The organism is Streptomyces sp. PH10-H1 (assembly GCF_030063355.1).
GTDB lineage: Bacteria > Actinomycetota > Actinomycetes > Streptomycetales > Streptomycetaceae > Actinacidiphila.
The window spans coordinates 1-18,247 of record NZ_JASISZ010000015.1 but is presented as its reverse complement, the minus strand read 5'-3'; the positions used below and the strand labels follow the sequence as shown (position 1 = coordinate 18,247).

The 18,247-nt window shown below is 70.4% G+C and carries 21 protein-coding genes; 12 read left to right on the top strand and 9 right to left on the bottom strand.

Annotated features, from left to right (window positions below):
• The first annotated feature begins 193 nt into the window (after window positions 1-193).
• The 3 genes from QMK24_RS12435 to QMK24_RS12425 are packed head-to-tail and all read left to right on the top strand — an operon-like array spanning window position 194 to window position 1,417.
• Window positions 194-451: a DUF1565 domain-containing protein gene (locus tag QMK24_RS12435; protein WP_283465678.1), complete on the top strand. Its 258-nt coding sequence runs from the start codon at window positions 194-196 to the stop codon at window positions 449-451.
• Window positions 452-453: 2 nt separating this feature from the next.
• Entirely contained in the window at window positions 454-879 is a 426-nt protein-coding gene (locus QMK24_RS12430; RefSeq protein WP_283465677.1) for a hypothetical protein, read from the top strand.
• Window positions 830-1,417, top strand: a complete 588-nt coding sequence (locus QMK24_RS12425) for a hypothetical protein (RefSeq protein ID WP_283465676.1) — start codon at window positions 830-832, stop codon at window positions 1,415-1,417. The genes QMK24_RS12430 and QMK24_RS12425 overlap by 50 nt, the downstream gene beginning before the upstream one ends.
• Window positions 1,418-1,510: 93 nt before the next feature.
• Here the strand turns inward: QMK24_RS12425 and QMK24_RS12420 are convergent, their stop codons facing one another.
• The 6 genes from QMK24_RS12420 to QMK24_RS12395 form a co-directional block, all read right to left on the bottom strand.
• Entirely contained in the window at window positions 1,511-2,248 is a 738-nt protein-coding gene (locus tag QMK24_RS12420) for a GAF and ANTAR domain-containing protein (RefSeq protein ID WP_283465675.1), read from the bottom strand.
• Window positions 2,245-2,961, bottom strand: coding sequence for a GAF and ANTAR domain-containing protein (locus QMK24_RS12415; RefSeq protein WP_283465673.1), 717 nt, complete (start codon window positions 2,959-2,961; stop codon window positions 2,245-2,247). Before QMK24_RS12415 ends, QMK24_RS12420 begins: the two co-directional genes overlap by 4 nt.
• Window positions 2,962-3,078: 117 nt before the next feature.
• Entirely contained in the window at window positions 3,079-3,450 is a 372-nt protein-coding gene (locus QMK24_RS12410; RefSeq protein ID WP_283465672.1) for an STAS domain-containing protein, read from the bottom strand.
• Between the two features lie 273 nt (window positions 3,451-3,723).
• A complete protein-coding gene (locus tag QMK24_RS12405) occupies window positions 3,724-4,173 on the bottom strand; it encodes a PRC-barrel domain-containing protein (RefSeq protein WP_283465671.1) in 450 nt (149 codons plus the stop codon).
• The gene (locus QMK24_RS12400; RefSeq protein WP_283465670.1) at window positions 4,173-4,763 is read right to left on the bottom strand and encodes a PRC-barrel domain-containing protein; all 591 of its coding nucleotides are present in this window, start codon (window positions 4,761-4,763) and stop codon (window positions 4,173-4,175) included. The genes QMK24_RS12405 and QMK24_RS12400 overlap by 1 nt, the downstream gene beginning before the upstream one ends.
• Complete coding sequence (locus QMK24_RS12395) at window positions 4,760-4,918, bottom strand: hypothetical protein (protein ID WP_283465668.1); 159 nt, start codon at window positions 4,916-4,918, stop codon at window positions 4,760-4,762. Before QMK24_RS12395 ends, QMK24_RS12400 begins: the two co-directional genes overlap by 4 nt.
• 252 nt (window positions 4,919-5,170) lie before the next feature.
• Here QMK24_RS12395 and QMK24_RS12390 point away from each other — a divergent pair, with 252 nt between their 5' ends.
• Together QMK24_RS12390 and QMK24_RS12385 are read left to right on the top strand one after the other, a co-directional pair.
• Entirely contained in the window at window positions 5,171-5,446 is a 276-nt protein-coding gene (locus QMK24_RS12390) for a heavy-metal-associated domain-containing protein (RefSeq protein ID WP_283465667.1), read from the top strand.
• Between the two features lie 78 nt (window positions 5,447-5,524).
• Window positions 5,525-7,786 (top strand): heavy metal translocating P-type ATPase, encoded by a 2,262-nt coding sequence (locus tag QMK24_RS12385; protein WP_283465762.1) that lies wholly within the window; start codon window positions 5,525-5,527, stop codon window positions 7,784-7,786.
• A 66-nt stretch (window positions 7,787-7,852) separates the two neighbouring features.
• Here QMK24_RS12385 and QMK24_RS12380 read toward each other — a convergent pair whose 3' ends face one another.
• Entirely contained in the window at window positions 7,853-8,266 is a 414-nt protein-coding gene (locus QMK24_RS12380; protein WP_283465665.1) for an SsgA family sporulation/cell division regulator, read from the bottom strand.
• A gap of 292 nt (window positions 8,267-8,558) precedes the next feature.
• Here QMK24_RS12380 and QMK24_RS12375 point away from each other — a divergent pair, with 292 nt between their 5' ends.
• The 3 genes from QMK24_RS12375 to QMK24_RS12365 all read left to right on the top strand — a co-directional run bounded on the left by QMK24_RS12375 (window position 8,559) and on the right by QMK24_RS12365 (window position 10,824).
• Window positions 8,559-9,746 carry a winged helix DNA-binding domain-containing protein gene (locus tag QMK24_RS12375; RefSeq protein ID WP_283465664.1) on the top strand — a complete coding sequence of 396 codons (1,188 nt, stop codon included), beginning with the start codon at window positions 8,559-8,561 and terminating at the stop codon, window positions 9,744-9,746.
• Between the two features lie 103 nt (window positions 9,747-9,849).
• A complete protein-coding gene (locus tag QMK24_RS12370; protein ID WP_283465761.1) occupies window positions 9,850-10,071 on the top strand; it encodes a hypothetical protein in 222 nt (73 codons plus the stop codon).
• A gap of 144 nt (window positions 10,072-10,215) precedes the next feature.
• The gene (locus tag QMK24_RS12365) at window positions 10,216-10,824 is read left to right on the top strand and encodes a rhomboid-like protein (protein WP_283465760.1); all 609 of its coding nucleotides are present in this window, start codon (window positions 10,216-10,218) and stop codon (window positions 10,822-10,824) included.
• Here the strand turns inward: QMK24_RS12365 and QMK24_RS12360 are convergent.
• Window positions 10,808-13,180 (bottom strand): D-alanyl-D-alanine carboxypeptidase, encoded by a 2,373-nt coding sequence (locus QMK24_RS12360; protein WP_283465663.1) that lies wholly within the window; start codon window positions 13,178-13,180, stop codon window positions 10,808-10,810. The two genes, QMK24_RS12365 and QMK24_RS12360, sit on opposite strands and share 17 nt — an antisense overlap.
• Before the next feature lie 260 nt (window positions 13,181-13,440).
• On the opposite strand from QMK24_RS12360, the gene QMK24_RS12355 reads away from it, so the two are divergent.
• The 3 genes from QMK24_RS12355 to QMK24_RS12345 all read left to right on the top strand — a co-directional run bounded on the left by QMK24_RS12355 (window position 13,441) and on the right by QMK24_RS12345 (window position 15,807).
• The gene (locus QMK24_RS12355; protein ID WP_283465661.1) at window positions 13,441-14,154 is read left to right on the top strand and encodes a GOLPH3/VPS74 family protein; all 714 of its coding nucleotides are present in this window, start codon (window positions 13,441-13,443) and stop codon (window positions 14,152-14,154) included.
• 398 nt (window positions 14,155-14,552) lie between these two features.
• Complete coding sequence (locus QMK24_RS12350; protein ID WP_283465660.1) at window positions 14,553-15,410, top strand: helix-turn-helix domain-containing protein; 858 nt, start codon at window positions 14,553-14,555, stop codon at window positions 15,408-15,410.
• 187 nt (window positions 15,411-15,597) lie between these two features.
• On the top strand, window positions 15,598-15,807 hold the full coding sequence (locus tag QMK24_RS12345) for a DUF397 domain-containing protein (protein ID WP_283465659.1): 210 nt from the start codon (window positions 15,598-15,600) through the stop codon (window positions 15,805-15,807).
• Between the two features lie 157 nt (window positions 15,808-15,964).
• Here QMK24_RS12345 and QMK24_RS12340 read toward each other — a convergent pair whose 3' ends face one another.
• Window positions 15,965-16,804, bottom strand: a complete 840-nt coding sequence (locus tag QMK24_RS12340) for a hypothetical protein (RefSeq protein ID WP_283465658.1) — start codon at window positions 16,802-16,804, stop codon at window positions 15,965-15,967.
• A gap of 187 nt (window positions 16,805-16,991) precedes the next feature.
• Here QMK24_RS12340 and QMK24_RS12335 point away from each other — a divergent pair, with 187 nt between their 5' ends.
• Window positions 16,992-18,227 (top strand): aminotransferase-like domain-containing protein, encoded by a 1,236-nt coding sequence (locus QMK24_RS12335; RefSeq protein ID WP_283465657.1) that lies wholly within the window; start codon window positions 16,992-16,994, stop codon window positions 18,225-18,227.
• Window positions 18,228-18,247 lie beyond the last annotated feature (20 nt).

The following is an 18,247-nucleotide window of genomic DNA, read 5'->3' as shown; positions in this document are numbered from 1 at the left end:
TGATGGCCTTCCGCGTCCCTCGGGCCAGCGGAGATACCAGTGGTGCCTGTGTGAGTGGTGTGAAATGATCCGCGCGCGGCTCGCTGACGGAGGTGGGAATACCCACCGAGGCGGCCGAGGGATACATCCCGGTTTCGCCCCTGGGGGGGCATTATCAAGACTCGAATTGGCGCCGTGTAACCGGCGCCGCGCTATGGCCGCACTCACGATACCTGCCACCGGTCAGGTAAGTGCGAACGCGGCTACCACCGACATCTATGTCGACAAAGCCACCGGCGCCCACTGCACGAACAGCGGCACCGGTCAGCAGAGCGCACCGTTCTGCACCGTCCAGGCTGCGGCCGATGTCTCGTTGCCCGGCCAGACGGTGCACATCGCGTCGGGGCAGTACAGCGAAGAGCTGAAGCTGACCCGGTCAGGCACCGCCGACAGAACGGCGTCACGGCCGTGACCATGAACGTGACGGTCGCGGAGCCGACCGCGGGCGGCTATCTGACGGTCTTCCCGCACGGGGACGACCGGCCGACGGCGTCGAGCCTGAACTGGACCCCGGGCCAGACCATCCCGAACCTGGTGACCGTTCAGGTGAAGGACGGCAAGGTGTCGTTCTACAACGGCGGCACCGGCACCGTGCATGTGCTCGCCGACCTGCTCGGCTACTTCAGCACCACGGGAAGCGGCTTCACCCCGACCACACCGGCCCGGCTGCTGGACACCCCGTCGGGACCGGGCGGGGCCAAGGCTCCCCTGGCGGCCGGCAGCACCCTGGACCTGCAGGTGGCGGGCGTCAAGGGCATCCCTGCAACCGGTCTGACAGCGGTGACCCTGAATGTCACCGCAACCGCGCCGGCGGTCGGGCGTGTACCCGCACGGCGGTGACCGCCCGACCGCCTCGAGCCTCAACTGGTCCAAGGGGCAGACGATCCCGAACCTGGTGACCGTCCCGGTCAAGGACGGGAAGGTGTCGTTCTACAACCACAGCGGTGGCACCGTGCACGTGATCGCCGACCTGGCCGGATACTTCACCGCGTCCGGCGGCGCCAAGTTCCACGCGCTCGCGCCGCTCCGGGTCATCGACACCCGGGCCCCGTGGTTCTCCGACGGTGTCGGCGAATGGGTGCCGGCCGCGCCGGTCGGCGCCCGCCAGACGCAGAACGTCCGTGACGTCGGATACGCGAACGCCATCGGGGTGGACCTGAACGTCACGGTGACGCAGGGTGCCCAGCCCGGCTTCATGACGGTTTATCCGCAGGGAACCGCCCGCCCGGCCGCCTCCAACCTCAACTGGACGGCCGGGCAGACGATCCCGAACCATGTGGTCGTCACGACGAGCGACGCCGGCATGAACAGCTTCTACAACGGAAGCCCGGGCAGCGTGCAGCTCATCGCCGACCTCAACGGCTACTACGCCCCCTGATCCACCGGCGCATCGCACCGTGGCCCGGCCCCCGCCTCTGCGGGGACCGGGCCACGTCGTGTTGTGGCGGGCGCCGGGATCAGCTCTGGCGGATCAGCTCTGGGGGATCAGTTCGGTGTCGAAGGTGCCGTCGATGATTTGGCGGGCGACGTCGGCCATGCGCAGGTTGTGCGAGCGGGCGTAGCAGCGGAAGGCGGTGAAGGCGTCGTCGACGGAGGTCTGGCGTCGCTCGGCGAGGATGCCCTTGGCCTGCTCGACGATGATCCGGTTGGTGAGGGCCGCCTGGAGCTGGGCGTTCTCGATGTGGCTCTGTTCCAGGGTGCGTTGCTGCAGGATCGCGATGGTGGCGATGTCGGCGAGGGCCTGCGCGAGGGCGACGTCATCCGCGTTGAGATGGCGGGCCTCGGTGTGGAAGAGATTCAGGGCTCCCACGACCCGGCGGCGCAGGCGCAGCGGGATCGCGTGGGTGGTGGTGAAGCCGGTCTCGCAGGCGCGGGCCGCGAAGCGAGACCACCCGGTGGTCGTGAGTCGGCTGGTGAGGTCGATGTTGATGCCGGGGGCACCGCTGCGGTAGCACTGAATGCAGGGGCCCTGCTCGCTCTGGAGGGCGAACAGTTCCAGCAGCCGGGTGTGTTCGTCCGAGGCGGCGATGAGCTGGAGTTCGCCGTGCGGGTCGGCCAGCAGGATCCCGGCGGCGGAGACGTCCAGAAGTTCGACGCAGCGGGTGGAGAGCCGCTGCAGGAAGTCGATGACATCGAAGTTGTCGATCAGGGAGTCGGCCACCTCCACGAAGATCTCCATGAGGCGCTGTTCGCGGGCCATTGGCATCATCCCCTTGTTTCGCCGGGCGAATGAGGCCCAGCCATATCGTGGCTGAATCGCAGGCGCCTGGCCACTACATCCTCGGCAGCTTCCCCGATGGAGCGGTCCTGACGGTAGGCGAAGGCCCGCAGCCGCAGCAGCGCCTCCTCCAGCGGGACCGCGAGCTGAACGCTGATCATGCCGGTCGCCTGGTGCACCACGGCCCGCCGCAGTACCCCGGGTGACTCGGCCCGCAGCCACGAATCGAGCCGCCGGCTGCTGCCCCCGAGGAACCGCATGGTCAGCGCGGTGGACAGCACCAGGGCGTCCGCCATCTCCTGCTCCGACAGCGGACGAGCGACGGAGCGCAGCACGGTCAGCACGCCGACTCTGATCGCGCCCGCGCCGAGCGGGAAGCAGAACACCGCCCGCACCGGCAGGAGGTCGGCGGCCGGCAGCAGGGCGGGCCAGCGGTCGGACCGTACGGCGGGCAGATCGGGTTCCAGCACCATGACGCCCGAGCGGAGCGCGTCGGGACCCGGCCCCTCCCCGAGGGTGAACTGCAGCTCCTCGAAGCCGCTGCTGACCCCGCTCGAACACCACACCAGCTCGGTGACACCGCCCTCGACCACCAGGGACACCGCGACGCCGTCGGCCCCCAGCAGTTCGGCGCACTCGGCGGCCAGGACGCCGTCCACGGAACGCAGCCCGCGCAGGACATCGGCCATCCGGTCGCTGATCACGACAGACCGCCCCGCTTCCCCTGCCCCGACGCCCGCCCCGATCCGGGGCGCCATGATGCCGGGACCGGACTTCGCACTGTACGGGTCCGGCCGGCCGCGCCAGGGGCCCTCGGGGCGTCAGACGCCGGTCGTGGCGACCCGCTCGGACCGGGCGTCGGGGACGGTGGCGTAGCGGGGAAACCGCTGCGTCAGGCGGGTCGCGCGCAGGAGGAGACCGATGCTGGCGTGGGTGTAGACGAGCCGCGTCCACCCGCCCAGCTCGTCACCCCGCATCGACACCGCGCACAGTTCGCGCAGCGGCACACAGTCCATGAACGTCACACCGCTGAGGTCGACGATCAGCCGGGGCCCGGCGATGTCCCCGGTCCCGGTCCCGCGGAGCGCTGCCCCGAAGTCCGGAGCCGTGGCCAGGTCGAGTTCGCCCGTTGCCGCCGCCACGCGGTAGTCCGCCTCCTCGGCGTTCACTTCGGTGTTCACTTCGGTATTCATCCGTCTGTCCCTCCGGCTCGCCCGCACGAAATGCAGTCATCACGACATTCATCACGAAATGCAGTCACACGGAAGAGAACCGGGGTCACGGGCACCGCGCCCGCATTTTATTCGATCCTGGACATCCGTTCTATGACAAGTCCGTTGTTGTCCCGGGATTTTCGGCGCTGACCGGCTGATCATGTGATGGGCACGTGATCGGCATGTGATCAGCACTGGATCTGTCTGAACGGGATCCGGCGTTCCGGCTTTCACTGGTCGAAATTCCGGCTTTCACCGGTCGATGGGACCGGCCTCGCGGAGCACAAGGGCGTAGGAGCCCAGGCCGAGGACGCTTCTGCCAGGGTGGTCGCCGGTCGTGGTGTGGATGGTGAGCAGGGTGCCGGTCCCGGGATCGAATTCGACGTCCGACACGGTGCCGAAGTCCTCGCCGCGTTCGTCGAGGACGCGTTTGCCGGGGAGGGACCGGTGCTTGTCGGCGAGAGGGGCCAGCTCGCCCGACGGGGTGCCGAGGGTGGCGCCGGACCGGACGATGACGGCGTCGGGGCCGATGGCATGGACGTGCTCCCAGACGAGGGTGTCGCCGGCGCCGTCGGTCTTCTTCAGACGGAGGGCCACGACGGCGGCCGTGGCCGGGTCGACGACGAAGCCGTCCACGACGCCGATGGTGGTGGCCTCGGCGGCGCTGACCACCGGGCGGCCGGTCGTTTCGGAGAAGAGCATCAGACCTCCGTACTGCGGCGGGCGCGATACGCCTGGACCGCCGCTGCGAATCCGGGAAGGTCGTCGGCGATGAACTCGGCCGCGGCCGCCGGGATGACGAGCGCCTCACCGGAGACCGCCGTGGTCTCGGAGAGCGGGATGAACACCTTGCGCCCCTGCCGGCCGAGCGCCTCCGAGGAGGCGATCTCGTAGCCGATGACGTGGGCCGTGGTGCCCTCGACGACCTCGACGACGACGTCGGAGATCCTGCCCAGGTCCGTGCCGCCGTCGGTCAGCACCCGTGAGCCGAGGACGTCCCCGCGGCTCGGGGCGCCGCGGCCGAGTACGTCGGCCCGGCTCTCGAACACGTCCTCACTCCTGATCATCACCGCCGCACGGCCCAGCCCGTGGACGCCCGACCAGGGCAGGCTGTGCCGCAGCGGTCCCGACAGCAGGCCGCGGCCGCTCAGGGTGAATCCGGCGATGCGTCCCACCGTGCCCTCGAAGACGATGTCCTTGACCTGCGCGACGGCTTCACCGTCCAGTGTCAACACCGGCCGTTTGGTGATCTCCGACGCGAGCATCAGCGTGGAGGCGGTCGACGCGGTCATTTCACGCGCCCCTTCCCGGTCCGCCGGACATGGCTTCCGCCCCGGCGCACCGCGATCACTCCACCGCTGCGGCGCCGCGCCTGCACCCTTGCCGCCGAACCCGCCAGCATCAGCAGGACCGCCACCGCGACGACAATCCAGACCCACCAGTCCATCGCGCACCACTCCCTCCGGGCGGGGGCACCACCACGCGGCTGCCCCTCCCTTCCAGCTTCCCTCTTCCTCCTCTTCCACGCGCTCAGCCACGCGTTCGACCACGCACTCTCCCGCGCGCGACCGCGCATCCGAGGGCGCACCCTGTCCACCACAAGACGGGTCCGGCTTCGCGAAATACCCTAGGGGGGTATATGGTTGCCATCAATGGACGGCGACAGCCGTCACCGCACGGAACGCACGAGGAGAACGTCATGTCCTGCTGCTCCCCCGAGGGAACCTGCCACACCGACAGCCAGGCCGCCGAGACCCCGGCTGCGAACACCGCCGTGTACACCGTCGCGGGTATGACCTGCGGGCACTGCGAGGCCGCGGTGACCAAGGAGCTCACCGGCGTCGCCGGCGTGACCACCGTCACGGTGGACGTCTCGACCGGGCTGGTCACCGTAGCGTCCGAGCAGGCGCTGGAGGACGAGACGGTCCGCGCCGCGGTCGACGAGGCCGGCTACGAACTGGTCGGCCGGGCGTGACCGCTCCGGCAGCGCCGCGCCCGGCTTCCCACGAAGGCATGTAGTACAAGGAGCGAAAAGGAGTGGAGTGAAGTGGCGATGACCACGGCGTCTGCGGACCGACAGGTCGAGCTCGAGATCGGTGGCATGACCTGCGCCTCCTGCGCGGCACGCATCGAGAAGAAGCTCAACCGGATGGACGGCGTCACCGCGACCGTCAATTACGCGACGGAGAAGGCCAAGGTCAGTTTCGACGGCGGCATCGCCGTGGACGACCTCATCGCCACCGTCGAGGCGACCGGCTACAGCGCCGCGCTGCCCGCCCCGCCACCCGAGCTCAGCGAGGAGAACGGGACCGGCGGAGCGCCCGCGACCGCCCCCGACGCGCTCACCCCCCTGCGCCAGCGGCTGCTCACCGCGGTCGTCCTGGCCGTACCGGTGATCGCGATGGCGATGGTCCCGGCACTGCAGTTCACCAACTGGCAGTGGCTCTCCCTCACCCTCACCGCGCCCGTCGTCGTCTATGCGGCATGGCCCTTCCACAAGGCCGCCTGGACGAATCTGCGGCATGGCGCCGCCACCATGGACACGCTGATCTCGGTCGGCACGCTCGCCGCGTTCGGCTGGTCGCTGTGGGCACTCTTCTTCGGCACGGCCGGTATGCCCGGCATGAAGCACCCCTTCGAATTCACCATCGCGCGAGGCGACGGCAGCGGCAACATCTACCTTGAGGCCGCCGCCGGAGTCACCGCGTTCATCCTGGCCGGGCGGTACTTCGAGGCCCGCTCGAAGCGGAAGGCCGGAGCGGCGCTGAGGGCGCTGCTGGAGCTGGGGGCCAAGGAGGTCGCCGTACTCCGCGACGGACGCGAAGTGCGCGTCCCCACCCGGGAGCTGGCGGTCGGCGACCTGTTCGTCGTCCGTCCCGGCGAGAAGATCGCCACGGACGGCACCGTCCGTGAAGGCAGCTCCGCCGTCGACGCCTCGATGCTGACCGGCGAATCCGTACCCGTGGAAGTCGCTCCCGGCGACGGTGTCACCGGCGCCACGGTCAACGCGGGCGGCCGGATCGTCGTCGAGGCCACCCGGGTAGGCGCCGACACTCAACTCGCCCGGATGGCCCGGCTCGTCGAGGACGCGCAGAACGGCAAGGCCGCCGTGCAGCGGCTGGCCGACCGGATCTCCGCGGTCTTCGTCCCCGTCGTGATCGCGCTCGCCGTCGCCACCCTCGGCTACTGGCTCGGCACCGGCGAGGGCGCCTCCGCGGCCTTCACCGCCGCCGTCGCCGTACTGATCATCGCCTGCCCGTGCGCACTGGGCCTCGCGACGCCCACCGCCCTCATGGTCGGCACCGGGCGCGGCGCCCAGCTCGGCATCCTCATCAAGGGCCCCGAGGTCCTGGAGTCCACCCGCGCGGTGGACACGATCGTCCTCGACAAGACCGGCACGGTGACCACCGGCGTCATGACGCTCACCGAGGTGCATCTCGCCGGGGGCGAGGACGAGAAGACCGTGCTGCGGCTGGCCGGCGCCCTGGAGCACGCCTCCGAGCACCCCATCGCCAGGGCCGTCGCCACGGCGGCCGCGGAGCGCGCCGGCGACCCGCTGCCCGTGCCAGAGGACTTCGTCAACGTCCCGGGGCTGGGCGTGCAGGGCATCGTCGAGGGACACGCGGTGCTCGTGGGCCGCGAGAAGCTTCTCAATGAGTGGACGCAGTTCCTGCCGGCGGATCTGGCGACGGCGAAGGCCGCGGCCGAGGCCAAGGGCCGCACAGCGGTGGCCGTCGGCTGGGACGGGGCGGCCCGCGCCGTCCTCGTCATCTCCGACGCCGTCAAGCCGACGAGCGCGGAGGCCGTGACGCGGCTGCGCGCGCTCGGCCTCACCCCGATCCTGCTGACCGGTGACAACGAGGCGGTGGCGCGGGCGGTGGCCGAGGAGGTCGGGATCTCCGGCGACGACGTCATCGCGGAGGTCATGCCCGAGGACAAGCTCGCCGTGATCAAGCGGCTGCAGGCCGAAGGCCGCTCGGTCGCGATGGTCGGCGACGGGGTCAACGACGCCGCCGCGCTCGCCCAGGCCGACCTCGGCCTGGCGATGGGCACCGGCACCGACGCCGCCATCGAGGCGGGCGACCTGACCCTCGTACGGGGTGACCTGCGGGTCGCGGCCGACGCCATCCGGCTGTCGCGCAGGACCCTCGGCACGATCAAGGTGAACCTGTTCTGGGCCTTCGGCTACAACGTCGCGGCGCTGCCGCTCGCCGCGGCCGGCCTGCTCAATCCCATGATCGCGGGCGCCGCCATGGCCTTCTCCTCGGTCTTCGTCGTCGGCAACAGCCTGCGGCTGCGCCGGTTCAAGGCCTGAGCGCCGCTCATAGCTCGCGGACGAGTGACGAGTGACGAGTATTCGTGACTCGTCGCTCGTCACTCGTCACTCGTCCGCGAGCAGCGCCGCGAAGACCGCTTCGAAGTCGACGTGGCGGTGCTCGTCGCCGGGCGGGACGGCCGCGTAGGAGCGCGTGAGGAAGTCCCGTACGTCCCCGCTGTCGAGCTGGAGCAGGGCGACGCCGTCCGGCGAGGAGAGTTCGATCATGATGCGCCGCGGCCCGCACGGCCACACGTGCACGTCGCCCTCGCCGGACGGCAGCCGGAGACCCGCCGCCAGCAGGTCGCGAGCGAAGGTCCAGGTGACGTCGGAGCCGTCGAGCGTCGCCGACGCCGGGAACGACATGCGCGCGGCCAGCGGGTCGTCGCACTGGTAGAGCAGGGTCGCGGTGATCACCCGGTCCTCGGCCGCGGGCACGCAGAGCCGGGCCCGCAGGGTCTGGTCGATGACGGTCAGCATGGGTGTCCCTCTCCCGCCGGGTTATGTCCAGTCGACTCAAAGACCGGGAAACAGGCCTGTCGATTACGCGACTTTGGTCCCGAGCAGTGTGATGTACACCACAGGCAAACCGGATTCTGCGTCGCTCGGACGGCCATTCGGCCGAAAGGGGATGCCCGATGAGTGAGGTTTCCACTGGTTCCGCGTCCACGGCGCGGCCTCGTCGCGAACCCGACTCGACCCCGACTCGAACTCGCCACGACCCCGCCGCGATCGCTGAGGCGTTGTCAGACCCGCGTGTGAGCATGGGGGAATGACGGCGAACGGGGCAGTACGGCGGATCGGTGCGGACGAGCGGCGGGCGCGGGTGGGGGTGCGGCACCGGCTGGCGCCCGGGTTGCGCGCGAAGTCGGCGGAGGAGGTCACGGAGTCGCTGGTGGCGCTCCACGCCACCGACGCGGCGACGGTCTACCTCTCGACGGCGGCGCGGCTGAGCGAGGCCGGTTTCGCGGATGTGGAGCGGGCGCTCTACAAGGACGGTTCGCTGGTGCGGCTGCTGGCGATGCGGCGGACGATGTTCGTCGTCACCCAGGCCTCCGCTCCGGTCGTGTACGCGGCGGCGGCCCGCGCGATCGCCGTGAAGGAGCGGGCCGGGCTGCTCAAGTACCTCGCGGACGGCGGCGGCTGGGACGAGGCGTGGCTGTCCGAGGTGGAGGATGCGGTGGTCGCCACGCTGGCCGAGCACGGCGAGACGACGGCTGCCCAGCTGGGCGATTACGAACCGCGGCTGCGCGAGCAGGTGGTCGTCGCGGCAGGGAAGCCCTACGAGGCGCGGCAGAACGTGTCGAGCCGCATCATCCGGGTGCTGGCGGCGGAGGGCAGGATCACCCGGCGCAGACCGGTGGGGTCATGGACGAGCAGCCAGTTCCGGTGGGCGGTGGCGGCGCCGCTGCCCGAGCTGCCCGCCGCCGAAGCGAAGGCCGGGCTGGCCCGCGACTGGCTGGCGGCGTACGGTCCCGGCACCGAGGCCGACCTCAAGTGGTGGACGGGCTGGACGCTGACGGACGTGCGCAAGGCACTGGCAGCGGTCGGCGCCGAACAGGTCGCGCTGGACGAGGAGACCGGGTACGTCCTGCCCGGCGATGCCGAACCCGTACCGGCCGCCGCTCCGTGGGCGGCCCTGTTGCCGGGGCTGGACCCGACGCCGATGGGCTGGCAGCGGCGCGACTGGTTCCTGCCGGACGAGCACCGGTCCGCGCTCTTCGACGGCTCCGGCAACGTCGGACCGACGGTGTGGTGGGACGGCCGGGTCGTCGGCGGATGGGCGCAGCGCCCGGACGGCGAGGTCGTGTGGCGACCGCTGACCGGTCCCGGCAAGGGCCCCGGCAAGGCGGCGGTGGCGGCGATCGAGGCCGAGGCGGCCCGGCTCGGCGGCTGGCTGAAGGACATCCGCGTCACTCCGCGTTTCCGCACCCCGCTGGAGCGGGAGCTTTCGGCCTGATTCCGCGCGCAGGATCCGCGGCGCGGGAAGGGGGGTATTGCCAGCCATGACGTCCTGTCCGAGTGGAACGGCGAAGGTGGCGGGGATGGCTGAGACGACGGGAATGCCGGGCTCTGACGGCCTGGAGCAAGTGGCCGTGTTCTGCGGCAAGTGCGACTGCGGATGCCCGACGCTGTTCGTCGACGCTGCGGCGCCGGCCGAGCGGCGCATCGTGCTGACCGATGACTTCGGCCAGCGGGTGCAGATGAGCGCCGACCAGTTCGGCTCACTGCTCGACGAGGCGAAGGCGGGCCGGCTGGACGGCGTGGCCACGCCCACGACCTGACGGTGGCGCGGCGCAGGGCAGGAAAAGCCACTTGGAAAGCCACTTATCGGACACAATCCGAGCGTGGACACTTCCTGGCTGCCGCGCCTCAAGGCGCTCTCCCGCGCCGTCCGGTCCTACGTCCGGAGCGCCCCCGGCACCTAGATCTGGCTGGCGATCCTGTTCGCGACGACGGTCGTGATGCACCACGTCTCACCCGCCCGGCTGGACGAGATCCTCGGCGAGCGTTCGACGAACGTGCACAACCTGTCGGACGAACCGGCCAAGGCCCTGTTCCGCAGCGCCCTGTGGATCGACGGCGACGGCTGGCTGTTCTACGTCTTCCTCTTCAGCGTCTTCCACGCCACCGCCGAGCGCTGGCTCGGCACCTGGCGCTGGCTGGCCGTCGTCCTCATCGGCCATGTCGCCGCCACCTACATCAGCCAGGGCGTCCTGCTCTGGGCGGTCCGTCACGGCCAGGCGCCCGAGACCTCGGTCGACACCCTCGACGTGGGCGTCAGTTACAGCCTCGCGGCGGTCGAGGCCGTGCTGACGTATTTCCTCGCCCCACCATGGAGGTACTTCTACGCCTTCTGCGTCCTGGGCTTCTACGGTCTAGCACTCGTGCACGGCCGCACCTTCACCGACGTCGGCCACTTCACCGCCGCCCTGCTCGGCCTCGCCTGCTACCCGCTGACGCGAGGGCGGCCGGGTCATCTCGACCCGGCCGCCCTCGTCTCCCGTGCTCTGCGGCGGATCAGCCGAGCCGGATGAGCTTGTCCCCGAAGGACGGTTCCGCCAGGTCCGACTGAAGTGCCACCGGCACCTTCGTCTCACCCGCGCCGGTGCCGAGGCTCAGCGTGCCGACCTCGGTGCCGGCCTTCGCCGAGTGCGGGAGACCGGCCGCGCCGGCCACCAGCTTCAGATCGGACTTCAGTCCCGACCAGCCGATCGCCTTCAGATCCTTGGTGGCGACCACCGCTGCCTGCCCGCCGAGGCCGTCGTCCACATAGCCGATGACCTCGCCCTTCTTCACCACCACGGCCGAGGTGAGCGCGTTCCGGGCGTCCGTGATCAACGGCTTGCTGGTGTTCATGGCGTACTTCATCATTTCGTCCGGCGTCGAGCCCTTGCGCTGCTGGAGGACCACGCCGAGGACCAGCTGCGGCTTCCCGTCGATCGTCTTCTGCGCCGCCCACATCAGGGCACCGGCGGCCGGGGTGCTGGATCCGGTCTTGATACCGATCACCCCGGGCGTGCTGCTCAGCAGAACGTTGGTGTTGTAGAGCTTCGGCACGCCGGGGACGACCGTGTCCGGGGTGGCGACCACGGCGCGGAAGACGTCGTTCTGCATGACCACCCGAGCCAGCTTCAGCTGGTCGACCGCCGTGCTCTTCGTCGTCTCCTCGTAGCCGCTCGCACCGGTGTACGTCGTGTTCGTCATGCCCAGATCGGCGGCGGCCTTCTGCATCTTGACGACGAAGGCCTCCTGCGTGCCGGCGTCCCAGCGGGCCAGCGCGCGGGCGATGTTGTTCCCTGACGGGATCAGCAGCATTTCGAGCATCTGCCGCTCGGTGAACTCCTGGCCGGCCTGGACATGCACCTTCGACTCGTTGACCGACGACGCCTCGTCGGCGGCCGTCTGGTCGATCCTGATCTTCCCGCCGCTCTCCTGCCCCTTGAGCGGGTGGTCCCGGAGGATCACGTACGCGGTCATCACCTTCGTGACGCTCGCGATCGGCACCGGTGTCTGTGCGCCCTTCACGCCCAGGCTCCCGAGACCCTCGATCTCCGCCGCCGACTGCCCCATCACGGGCCACGTCAGCGACGGCGCGGCGCCCGGGAAGGTGAACGACGAGTCCGCCGTCAGCTTCAGGACCGGGTCCGGCAGCGGGCGCAGCGACTGCGCGACCGCGAAGGCGATCAGCAGCAGCACCACCAGCGGGGTCCAGATCTTGAACCGACGGGCCACCGTCCGCATCGCCGTCTGCCGCGGCGGCGGGGTGTTCGTCAGCTCCGCCAGCAGCTTCAGGGGCTGTCCGGGCGCCGGCGGCAGCGGCATCTGCCGTGTGCCCTGCGGGCCCGCGTCCCGCTGCCCGCCGCCGGGAGCCCCGAAGGGGGCGGGGACGGGGGTCGCGGGGGCGACCGGAGCGGCGGGCTCCGGTGCGGCCGGCCGCGCCGGGCGCACCACCTCGGGCCACGCGAGGGCGTGCGGAGAGGCTGACTGGTCCTCTGAGGCCCGCGGAGGCTCCGCGGGGGATTCCGTGCGCGGGTCGGCCGCAACGTCCGCCGGGGCGCTCCTGACGACTTCCGCCTCGGGCTTGCCGGGAGCGGGCACGTCGACGGGCGCGTCCTCGGGCTCGTCGGCTGGCGGGTCCGCCGGTGCGTCGACGGGCGCGTCCTCGGGCTCGTCGGCTGGCGGGTCCGCCGGTGCGTCGACCGGAGCGTCCTCGGGCTCGTCGGCAGCGGCGATCTCGGGCTCGGGCGCGTCTTCGGGCTCGGGCTCGTCGGCAGCGGCCTTCTCAGGCTCGTTCCCGGACGCGCCCGCCGGTACGTCCTCGGGTGCGTCCTCCGGTGCCTCTCCGGGCGCGTCGGCAGGCTCGTCCGTCGACGCGTCAGCGGACGCATCGGCGGCCGAATCCGGTCCTTCGCCGGAGTCGTCGGCATCGTCGTCCGCCGCTCCGTCGGCATTCGCGACGGAATCCTCAGGTTCGTCCACGTCCGGGGAGACGGGCTCCTCATCGGGCGCTGCGTCACCGGGCCCGTCGTGCGCGTCCACGAAGTCCGTAGGTTCGATGACAGCGGCGTCCGGACCGGACACCACGTCCGGCGTAGTCGTGCCGCCGTCGGATGCAGACGCGCCGGCCTGGCGCGGGAGGCTCCCATGGCCGTCGTCGTCGGCCCCGCCGCCGGACATGCGAGGGGCGTCGGCGGGCTCGGGGTGATCTTCGGGACGGGGGTCCGTGCCGGGGACCGGGTCATCGGGCAGGCCGCCGTGCTCTTCGCGTACGGCATCAGGAACCACGTCCGGCCCACGGAACACCGTCAGCCTCGGATCACGCGCCTTCTGCTCGGCCGCCTCCCCCGACGACTCCTGCTGCTGCTCCCTGCCGGGGGACTCGCCCGCCACGCAGACCTCCTCCACACATCACGAGAGACGTCCCCGTGCGCACCGCACGACGCCCCATCTCACTTCATCAGTTTCCCGTGCCCGGTCGGGAAGCCCCCATCAGACCCGCCGGAACCGTTCGCGGCCCGTCTGCGACACCACCGCTCACCCCCTAGACGAGAACGACATACCAGTCGGTTCCCTCCCGAACACTCCAGGCGCTCTCGACAGATGAATGTGAGAGGCGTCACTCTGTCATTCATCCACGCGGGGAGGCATGGATGGGCAAGAGCCGCAGAACGATTCCGGAAGAGCTGTTGCTGCTCGCTCTGGACCCGACGACCGGGACCACAGCGCAGCCGCAGTCGCTCGACCTCGGCCTCGCCGGGGCACAGCTCGTCGAGCTGGCCCTGGCTGGACGGATAGCCCCTGATGGGGATCGTATCGCCGTGGTGCATCCACGGCCGACAGGAGATCCGACACTGGACTCCGCGCTCGAACTGCTGCGCCGTCGTGGCAGTCCGGTTCGCGCTGTCCACTGGATCGGCGGGCCTCGCCTGGGGCTGCGCCAGACGTATCTCGCGCATCTGGAGCGGTGCGGCATGGTGCATGCCGTAGCGGGACAAATGTGCGGGGTGCTGCCGACGACTCGCTACCAGGCGAGCGACAGCGAGGTCAGCCGGGACATCAGAGCCCGGCTCGACAACGCGATCCGTACCGGCGTCCCGCCGGACCCGCGGACCGCGGCACTCGCTGCCCTCGCCCATGCGGTGGGCCTCGGCAAGCATCTGTATCCGGGGAACGAGGGCCGGTCATCGCGATCGCGCCTGCGGGACCTGATCAGATACGACCCGATGGGCGGCCTCGTCGCGCACGCCGTCATGGACGTGCAGAACGGCGCCGCGGCACAGCCGAAGCGGGCACCCCTCCAGGGGCGACCCGCAGCGGTCGGGCCGGCCGGGCACAACAGCATGGCCCGGGCCGGAGCGAGATAGCGCTCCGGAGCAGTGACCCGATGCGGTAACCCGATGCGGTAACCCGAGGCAGTACGCGGGAGAAGTTCGCAGTACCCAGCAGATGAGCAGCAAGGACGGTAGGGCAGCCACGGTGTCCGGCGGCAGGGACCGGACACCGCGCCCGCACCGCCCGGCGACCCTTCCCCGGCCTTCGGTGGGAAGACCCGCACGGGAGCCGCTGCGACGCGCGAGGTGGATGGGCACCGGTCAACTCCGGTCCCCCACCTCGCGCGTCGCATTTCCGCAGTTCGTACGACCAATCGCCAGCGCGCCGATGACCGGTAGTGGCAGGCTGCTGACCAGCAGTACGCAGACGGTACAAGTAGCGGTACAAGAAGCGGTACGAGAAGTAGTCCGGAGCCGGAGGTGCACCACCCGTGGCGGCCAATGTCAATCCCACCGTCAGGCGACGCCGACTTGGATCGGAATTGCGCAAACTCCGTGAGACCAAGGGGATGACCGCGGAGGAGGTGGCGGCCCGGCTGCTGGTCTCCCAGTCCAAGATCAGCCGGCTGGAGAACGGCCGCCGCAGCATCAGCCAGCGCGATGTCCGCGACCTGTGCGGCGTGTACGGCGTCGAGGACCAGCGGATCGTCGACTCCCTCATGCACATGGCCAAGGAATCGCGCCAGCAGGGCTGGTGGCACGCGTTCGGCGATGTGCCGTACAGCGTCTACATCGGCCTGGAGACCGAGGCCGAATCACTACGTGTGTACGACTCACTGGTCGTGCCGGGTCTTCTGCAGACCCGTAACTACGCCGAGGCGGTCATCGAGGGCACCCTCCCCGAGGCCACCCCCGAGCAGGTCGACAAGCGCATCGACATCCGGCTCCGGCGGCAGGAGCGGATCACCGATCCGGCGTCCCCGCTGCGCTTCTGGGTGGTCATGGACGAATCCGCGCTGCGCCGGGTGGTCGGCAGCAAGGACGTCATGCGTGAACAGCTGGAATATCTCGTGCAGATGGGATCGCAGGCACACGTCACCGTGCAGGTGCTTCCGTACGAGGCGGGCGCGCACCCGGGTATGTCGGGAAACTTCGCGATCCTCGAATTCCCGGACGCGACGGATTCCAGTGTGGTGTACATCGAAGGCGTCACCTCCGACCTCTATCTGGAGAAGCCGGTCGATGTGCACGGTTACAGCGTGATGTACGAGCATCTGCGCGCCCAGGCGCTGAGCGCCGACGCCAGCCGCCAGTTCATCGCGGACGCCGCCAAGGAATACGCGCGCTGAGCCGTGTTGACCCATGCCGACCCACTCTGGACTGGGAAAGGCGGGAGAGTACACCCCCGCTGGCTCAACATGGAAGAGTCATATGGAATATGCCATCCGGTCGAGTGAATAGACCCTGCGGTCAGTGATGTTGGCGAGTAGCTTCAGTCGCGTCAGAGCTGCACAAACAGAAAAGCTCGGAGCGATCATGGCCATTCAGCTGGGCAACACCAAGGCGTGGACCAAGTCCTCGCGCTCTCAGGGCAACGGCGCATGCGTGGAGGTGGCCTCGCCCACCCTCAGCGCCGTCGCCGTCCGCGATTCGAAGGATCCCTACGGCCCGACCCTCGACTTCTCGCCGGAGTCGTGGGCCTCGTTCGTGACGGATGTCGGCCAGGGCACGTACGACCTCGACTGACCCCAGTGGAGCGGCAGTACCGAACGGCAGGTTCCATCAACCGATCAGCAGGTTCGATCAGCAGTCCCGAAGGCCCTCTCGTCCGGCCCGCCGTCCTGGCCGAGAGGGCTCACTGCGGATCGACAGCGGCGAGGTTCCGGCTCCGCTCCCGCAGGCCTTAGCGGAGCCGGTCCACGTAGGTGTCCGTACCGGGGACGGTCGGGATGAACGGCGCGACCAGCTCGACCCGGCCGAGGCCGGAGGCGGCGACCTCGTCGTCCAGGCCGGTGAAATGGGCGTCCCACGCCTCGCGTGGATCCTGCTGGAGGAACCAGAGCAGGGTGAGCCGGGTGTCGACGCCCTCGACCTGTTTCACATAGGTCATCCGGTCGCCGGGCAGCGGCGTCGGCTTGAAGACCGTCACCATGGCGGCCGGTGAACCGGCGAGGCGCTTGGGCAGGTGCCGGGAGCGCAGCCACTCCAGCAATTCCTCGCGCTGCTCGGCCGATTCGGCGTCGATCACCTCGACGACCAGCCCGGTGTAGGGGTGGTCGAGGGCGTGGAAGTCGCGGGGGCCGGCCGCACCGTCGCGGTAGACGGTGGCGGAGTGGTCCTGGAACGCCGTGAAGACATGGGTGCGGTCCTGGTAGACGCGGCCGTCCCGGTTGAGGCGCTTGTTGATGCCGACGGTCCACTTCATATGGTCGTCGTAGCGTCCGTCGGTGACCCAGTAGGTCGAGATGTAGCAGCCCGCGGTGACGGGCTGGGCGACGGCGGACCTCTCCGGGTAGCGGAGCAGCTGCAGATCGCGGGTGGCGACCCAGCGGCGCCCGGCGTACATCCAGGGCATGGCCATCGCGCCGGCGATGAAGTGATCGTCCTCGTACCACCTGTTGTAGGCGTACTCGTGGCCCGGGAGCGGCTCCACCATGGTGATCAGGGCGTGCCCGACCCGTACCCCGTACGGCCCGACGGAGGCCAGCTCCGCGTACACCTCGCTGCGCGTCTCTTCTGTCATGCGTACAGGTCTAGCTGACGATACGTCAGATGGGGAGGGGTCGGTCACGGGCCGCGTGCCGGAACGGCCGCCGGGCCGCGTCCCGGACCGCATGCGGGAGCGGGCGCCAGGCGCCCCCGACCGCGTCACCGACCGCATGCTGGTCAACTAGGTGGACAGTGCATCGATTCTTCGTAGGCTGCGGCCCATGACGCGTATGAATCGAGCGAACCGAGCCGACGTCCCCGCCCTCGCCGCCCGCGCCGCCTCGGTCGGCGCGTCACCGGTACGCGAGATCCTCGCGCTCACCGCGCGCCTCGAGGTGATCTCCTTCGCGGGCGGACTGCCCGCCCCCGAGCTCTTCGACGCCGAGGGGATCCGCGCCGCCTACGACCGCGTCCTGACCGAGGCGCCGCAGCGCGTACTCCAGTACTCCACCACCGAGGGCGACCCGGCGCTCCGGGCGGCCGTCGCCGCCCGGCTCGGCGCGCGCGGGCTCCCGACCGACGCGGACGATCTGCTCGTCACCGCCGGATCCCAGCAGGGCCTGGCGCTTCTCGCGACGGCGCTGCTGGAACCGGGCGACACCGTCCTCGTCGAGGACCCGACCTATCTGGCCGCCCTGCAGTGCTTCGGCTTCACGGGCGCGCGCGTGCTGCCGGTGCCGTCCGACGACGACGGGATCGACCCCGCGGCCCTGGAGGAGCTCGTCGTCCGCGAGCGGCCGAAGCTGCTCTATCTGATCCCGAACTTCCAGAACCCCACCGGACGCACGCTCCCGCCCGCCCGCCGGCGGGCGGTGGCCGACGTCGCCGCGCGGCACGGGCTGTGGATCGTCGAGGACGATCCCTACGGCGAGCTGCGGTTCGACGGGGAGCCGGTGCCGTGGATCGCCTCGCTGGAGGCGGCCGCCGACCGCACCGTCCTGCTGGGCTCGTTCTCCAAGATCATGGCCCCCGGCATGCGGCTCGGCTGGCTCCGCGCGCCCGGCGCGCTGCGGCGCGCCTGCGTCATCGCCAAGCAGGCCGCCGATCTCCACTCCTCCACGATCGACCAGGCCGCGGCGGCGCGGTACCTGGCGGACTCCGACCTGGACGCCCATCTCGACCGCGTGCGCGGTGCCTACCGCGCACGGCGGGACGCGCTGCTGGACGGACTGCCGGATGCGCTCCCCGCGGGCAGCACCTGGAACCGCCCGGACGGCGGGATGTTCCTCTGGGCCAGGCTCCCCGACCGCCTCGACGCCGGCGCGCTCCTGCCGGTGGCTGTCGCCCACGACGTGGCGTACGTCCCGGGCGCCCCCTTCTACGCCGGTCCCGCCGACCCGTCCACCCTCCGCATGTCGTTCACGACCCACACGCCGGACGAGATCGCGGAAGGCCTCCGCCGGCTGCATGCCGCCCTGGCTTCCGTGGCTTCGGCGGTAGCGGCTGCGGCGGGCTGACCCGGCCATTCCTTTCAGCC

Coding starts and splice junctions, on each gene's coding strand:
- QMK24_RS12340 (WP_283465658.1), bottom strand. CDS start 16,804: ATGACAGAAGAGACGCGCAGCGAGGTGTACGCGGAGCTGGCCTCCGTC.
- QMK24_RS12335 (WP_283465657.1), top strand. CDS start 16,992: ATGACGCGTATGAATCGAGCGAACCGAGCCGACGTCCCCGCCCTCGCC.
- QMK24_RS12345 (WP_283465659.1), top strand. CDS start 15,598: ATGGCCATTCAGCTGGGCAACACCAAGGCGTGGACCAAGTCCTCGCGC.
- QMK24_RS12430 (WP_283465677.1), top strand. CDS start 454: ATGAACGTGACGGTCGCGGAGCCGACCGCGGGCGGCTATCTGACGGTC.
- QMK24_RS12375 (WP_283465664.1), top strand. CDS start 8,559: ATGACGGCGAACGGGGCAGTACGGCGGATCGGTGCGGACGAGCGGCGG.
- QMK24_RS12390 (WP_283465667.1), top strand. CDS start 5,171: ATGTCCTGCTGCTCCCCCGAGGGAACCTGCCACACCGACAGCCAGGCC.
- QMK24_RS12425 (WP_283465676.1), top strand. CDS start 830: ATGTCACCGCAACCGCGCCGGCGGTCGGGCGTGTACCCGCACGGCGGT.
- QMK24_RS12370 (WP_283465761.1), top strand. CDS start 9,850: ATGCCGGGCTCTGACGGCCTGGAGCAAGTGGCCGTGTTCTGCGGCAAG.
- QMK24_RS12435 (WP_283465678.1), top strand. CDS start 194: ATGGCCGCACTCACGATACCTGCCACCGGTCAGGTAAGTGCGAACGCG.
- QMK24_RS12405 (WP_283465671.1), bottom strand. CDS start 4,173: ATGCTCTTCTCCGAAACGACCGGCCGCCCGGTGGTCAGCGCCGCCGAG.
- QMK24_RS12385 (WP_283465762.1), top strand. CDS start 5,525: ATGACCACGGCGTCTGCGGACCGACAGGTCGAGCTCGAGATCGGTGGC.
- QMK24_RS12400 (WP_283465670.1), bottom strand. CDS start 4,763: ATGACCGCGTCGACCGCCTCCACGCTGATGCTCGCGTCGGAGATCACC.
- QMK24_RS12380 (WP_283465665.1), bottom strand. CDS start 8,266: ATGCTGACCGTCATCGACCAGACCCTGCGGGCCCGGCTCTGCGTGCCC.
- QMK24_RS12355 (WP_283465661.1), top strand. CDS start 13,441: ATGGGCAAGAGCCGCAGAACGATTCCGGAAGAGCTGTTGCTGCTCGCT.
- QMK24_RS12395 (WP_283465668.1), bottom strand. CDS start 4,918: ATGGACTGGTGGGTCTGGATTGTCGTCGCGGTGGCGGTCCTGCTGATG.
- QMK24_RS12420 (WP_283465675.1), bottom strand. CDS start 2,248: ATGATGCCAATGGCCCGCGAACAGCGCCTCATGGAGATCTTCGTGGAG.
- QMK24_RS12410 (WP_283465672.1), bottom strand. CDS start 3,450: ATGAATACCGAAGTGAACACCGAAGTGAACGCCGAGGAGGCGGACTAC.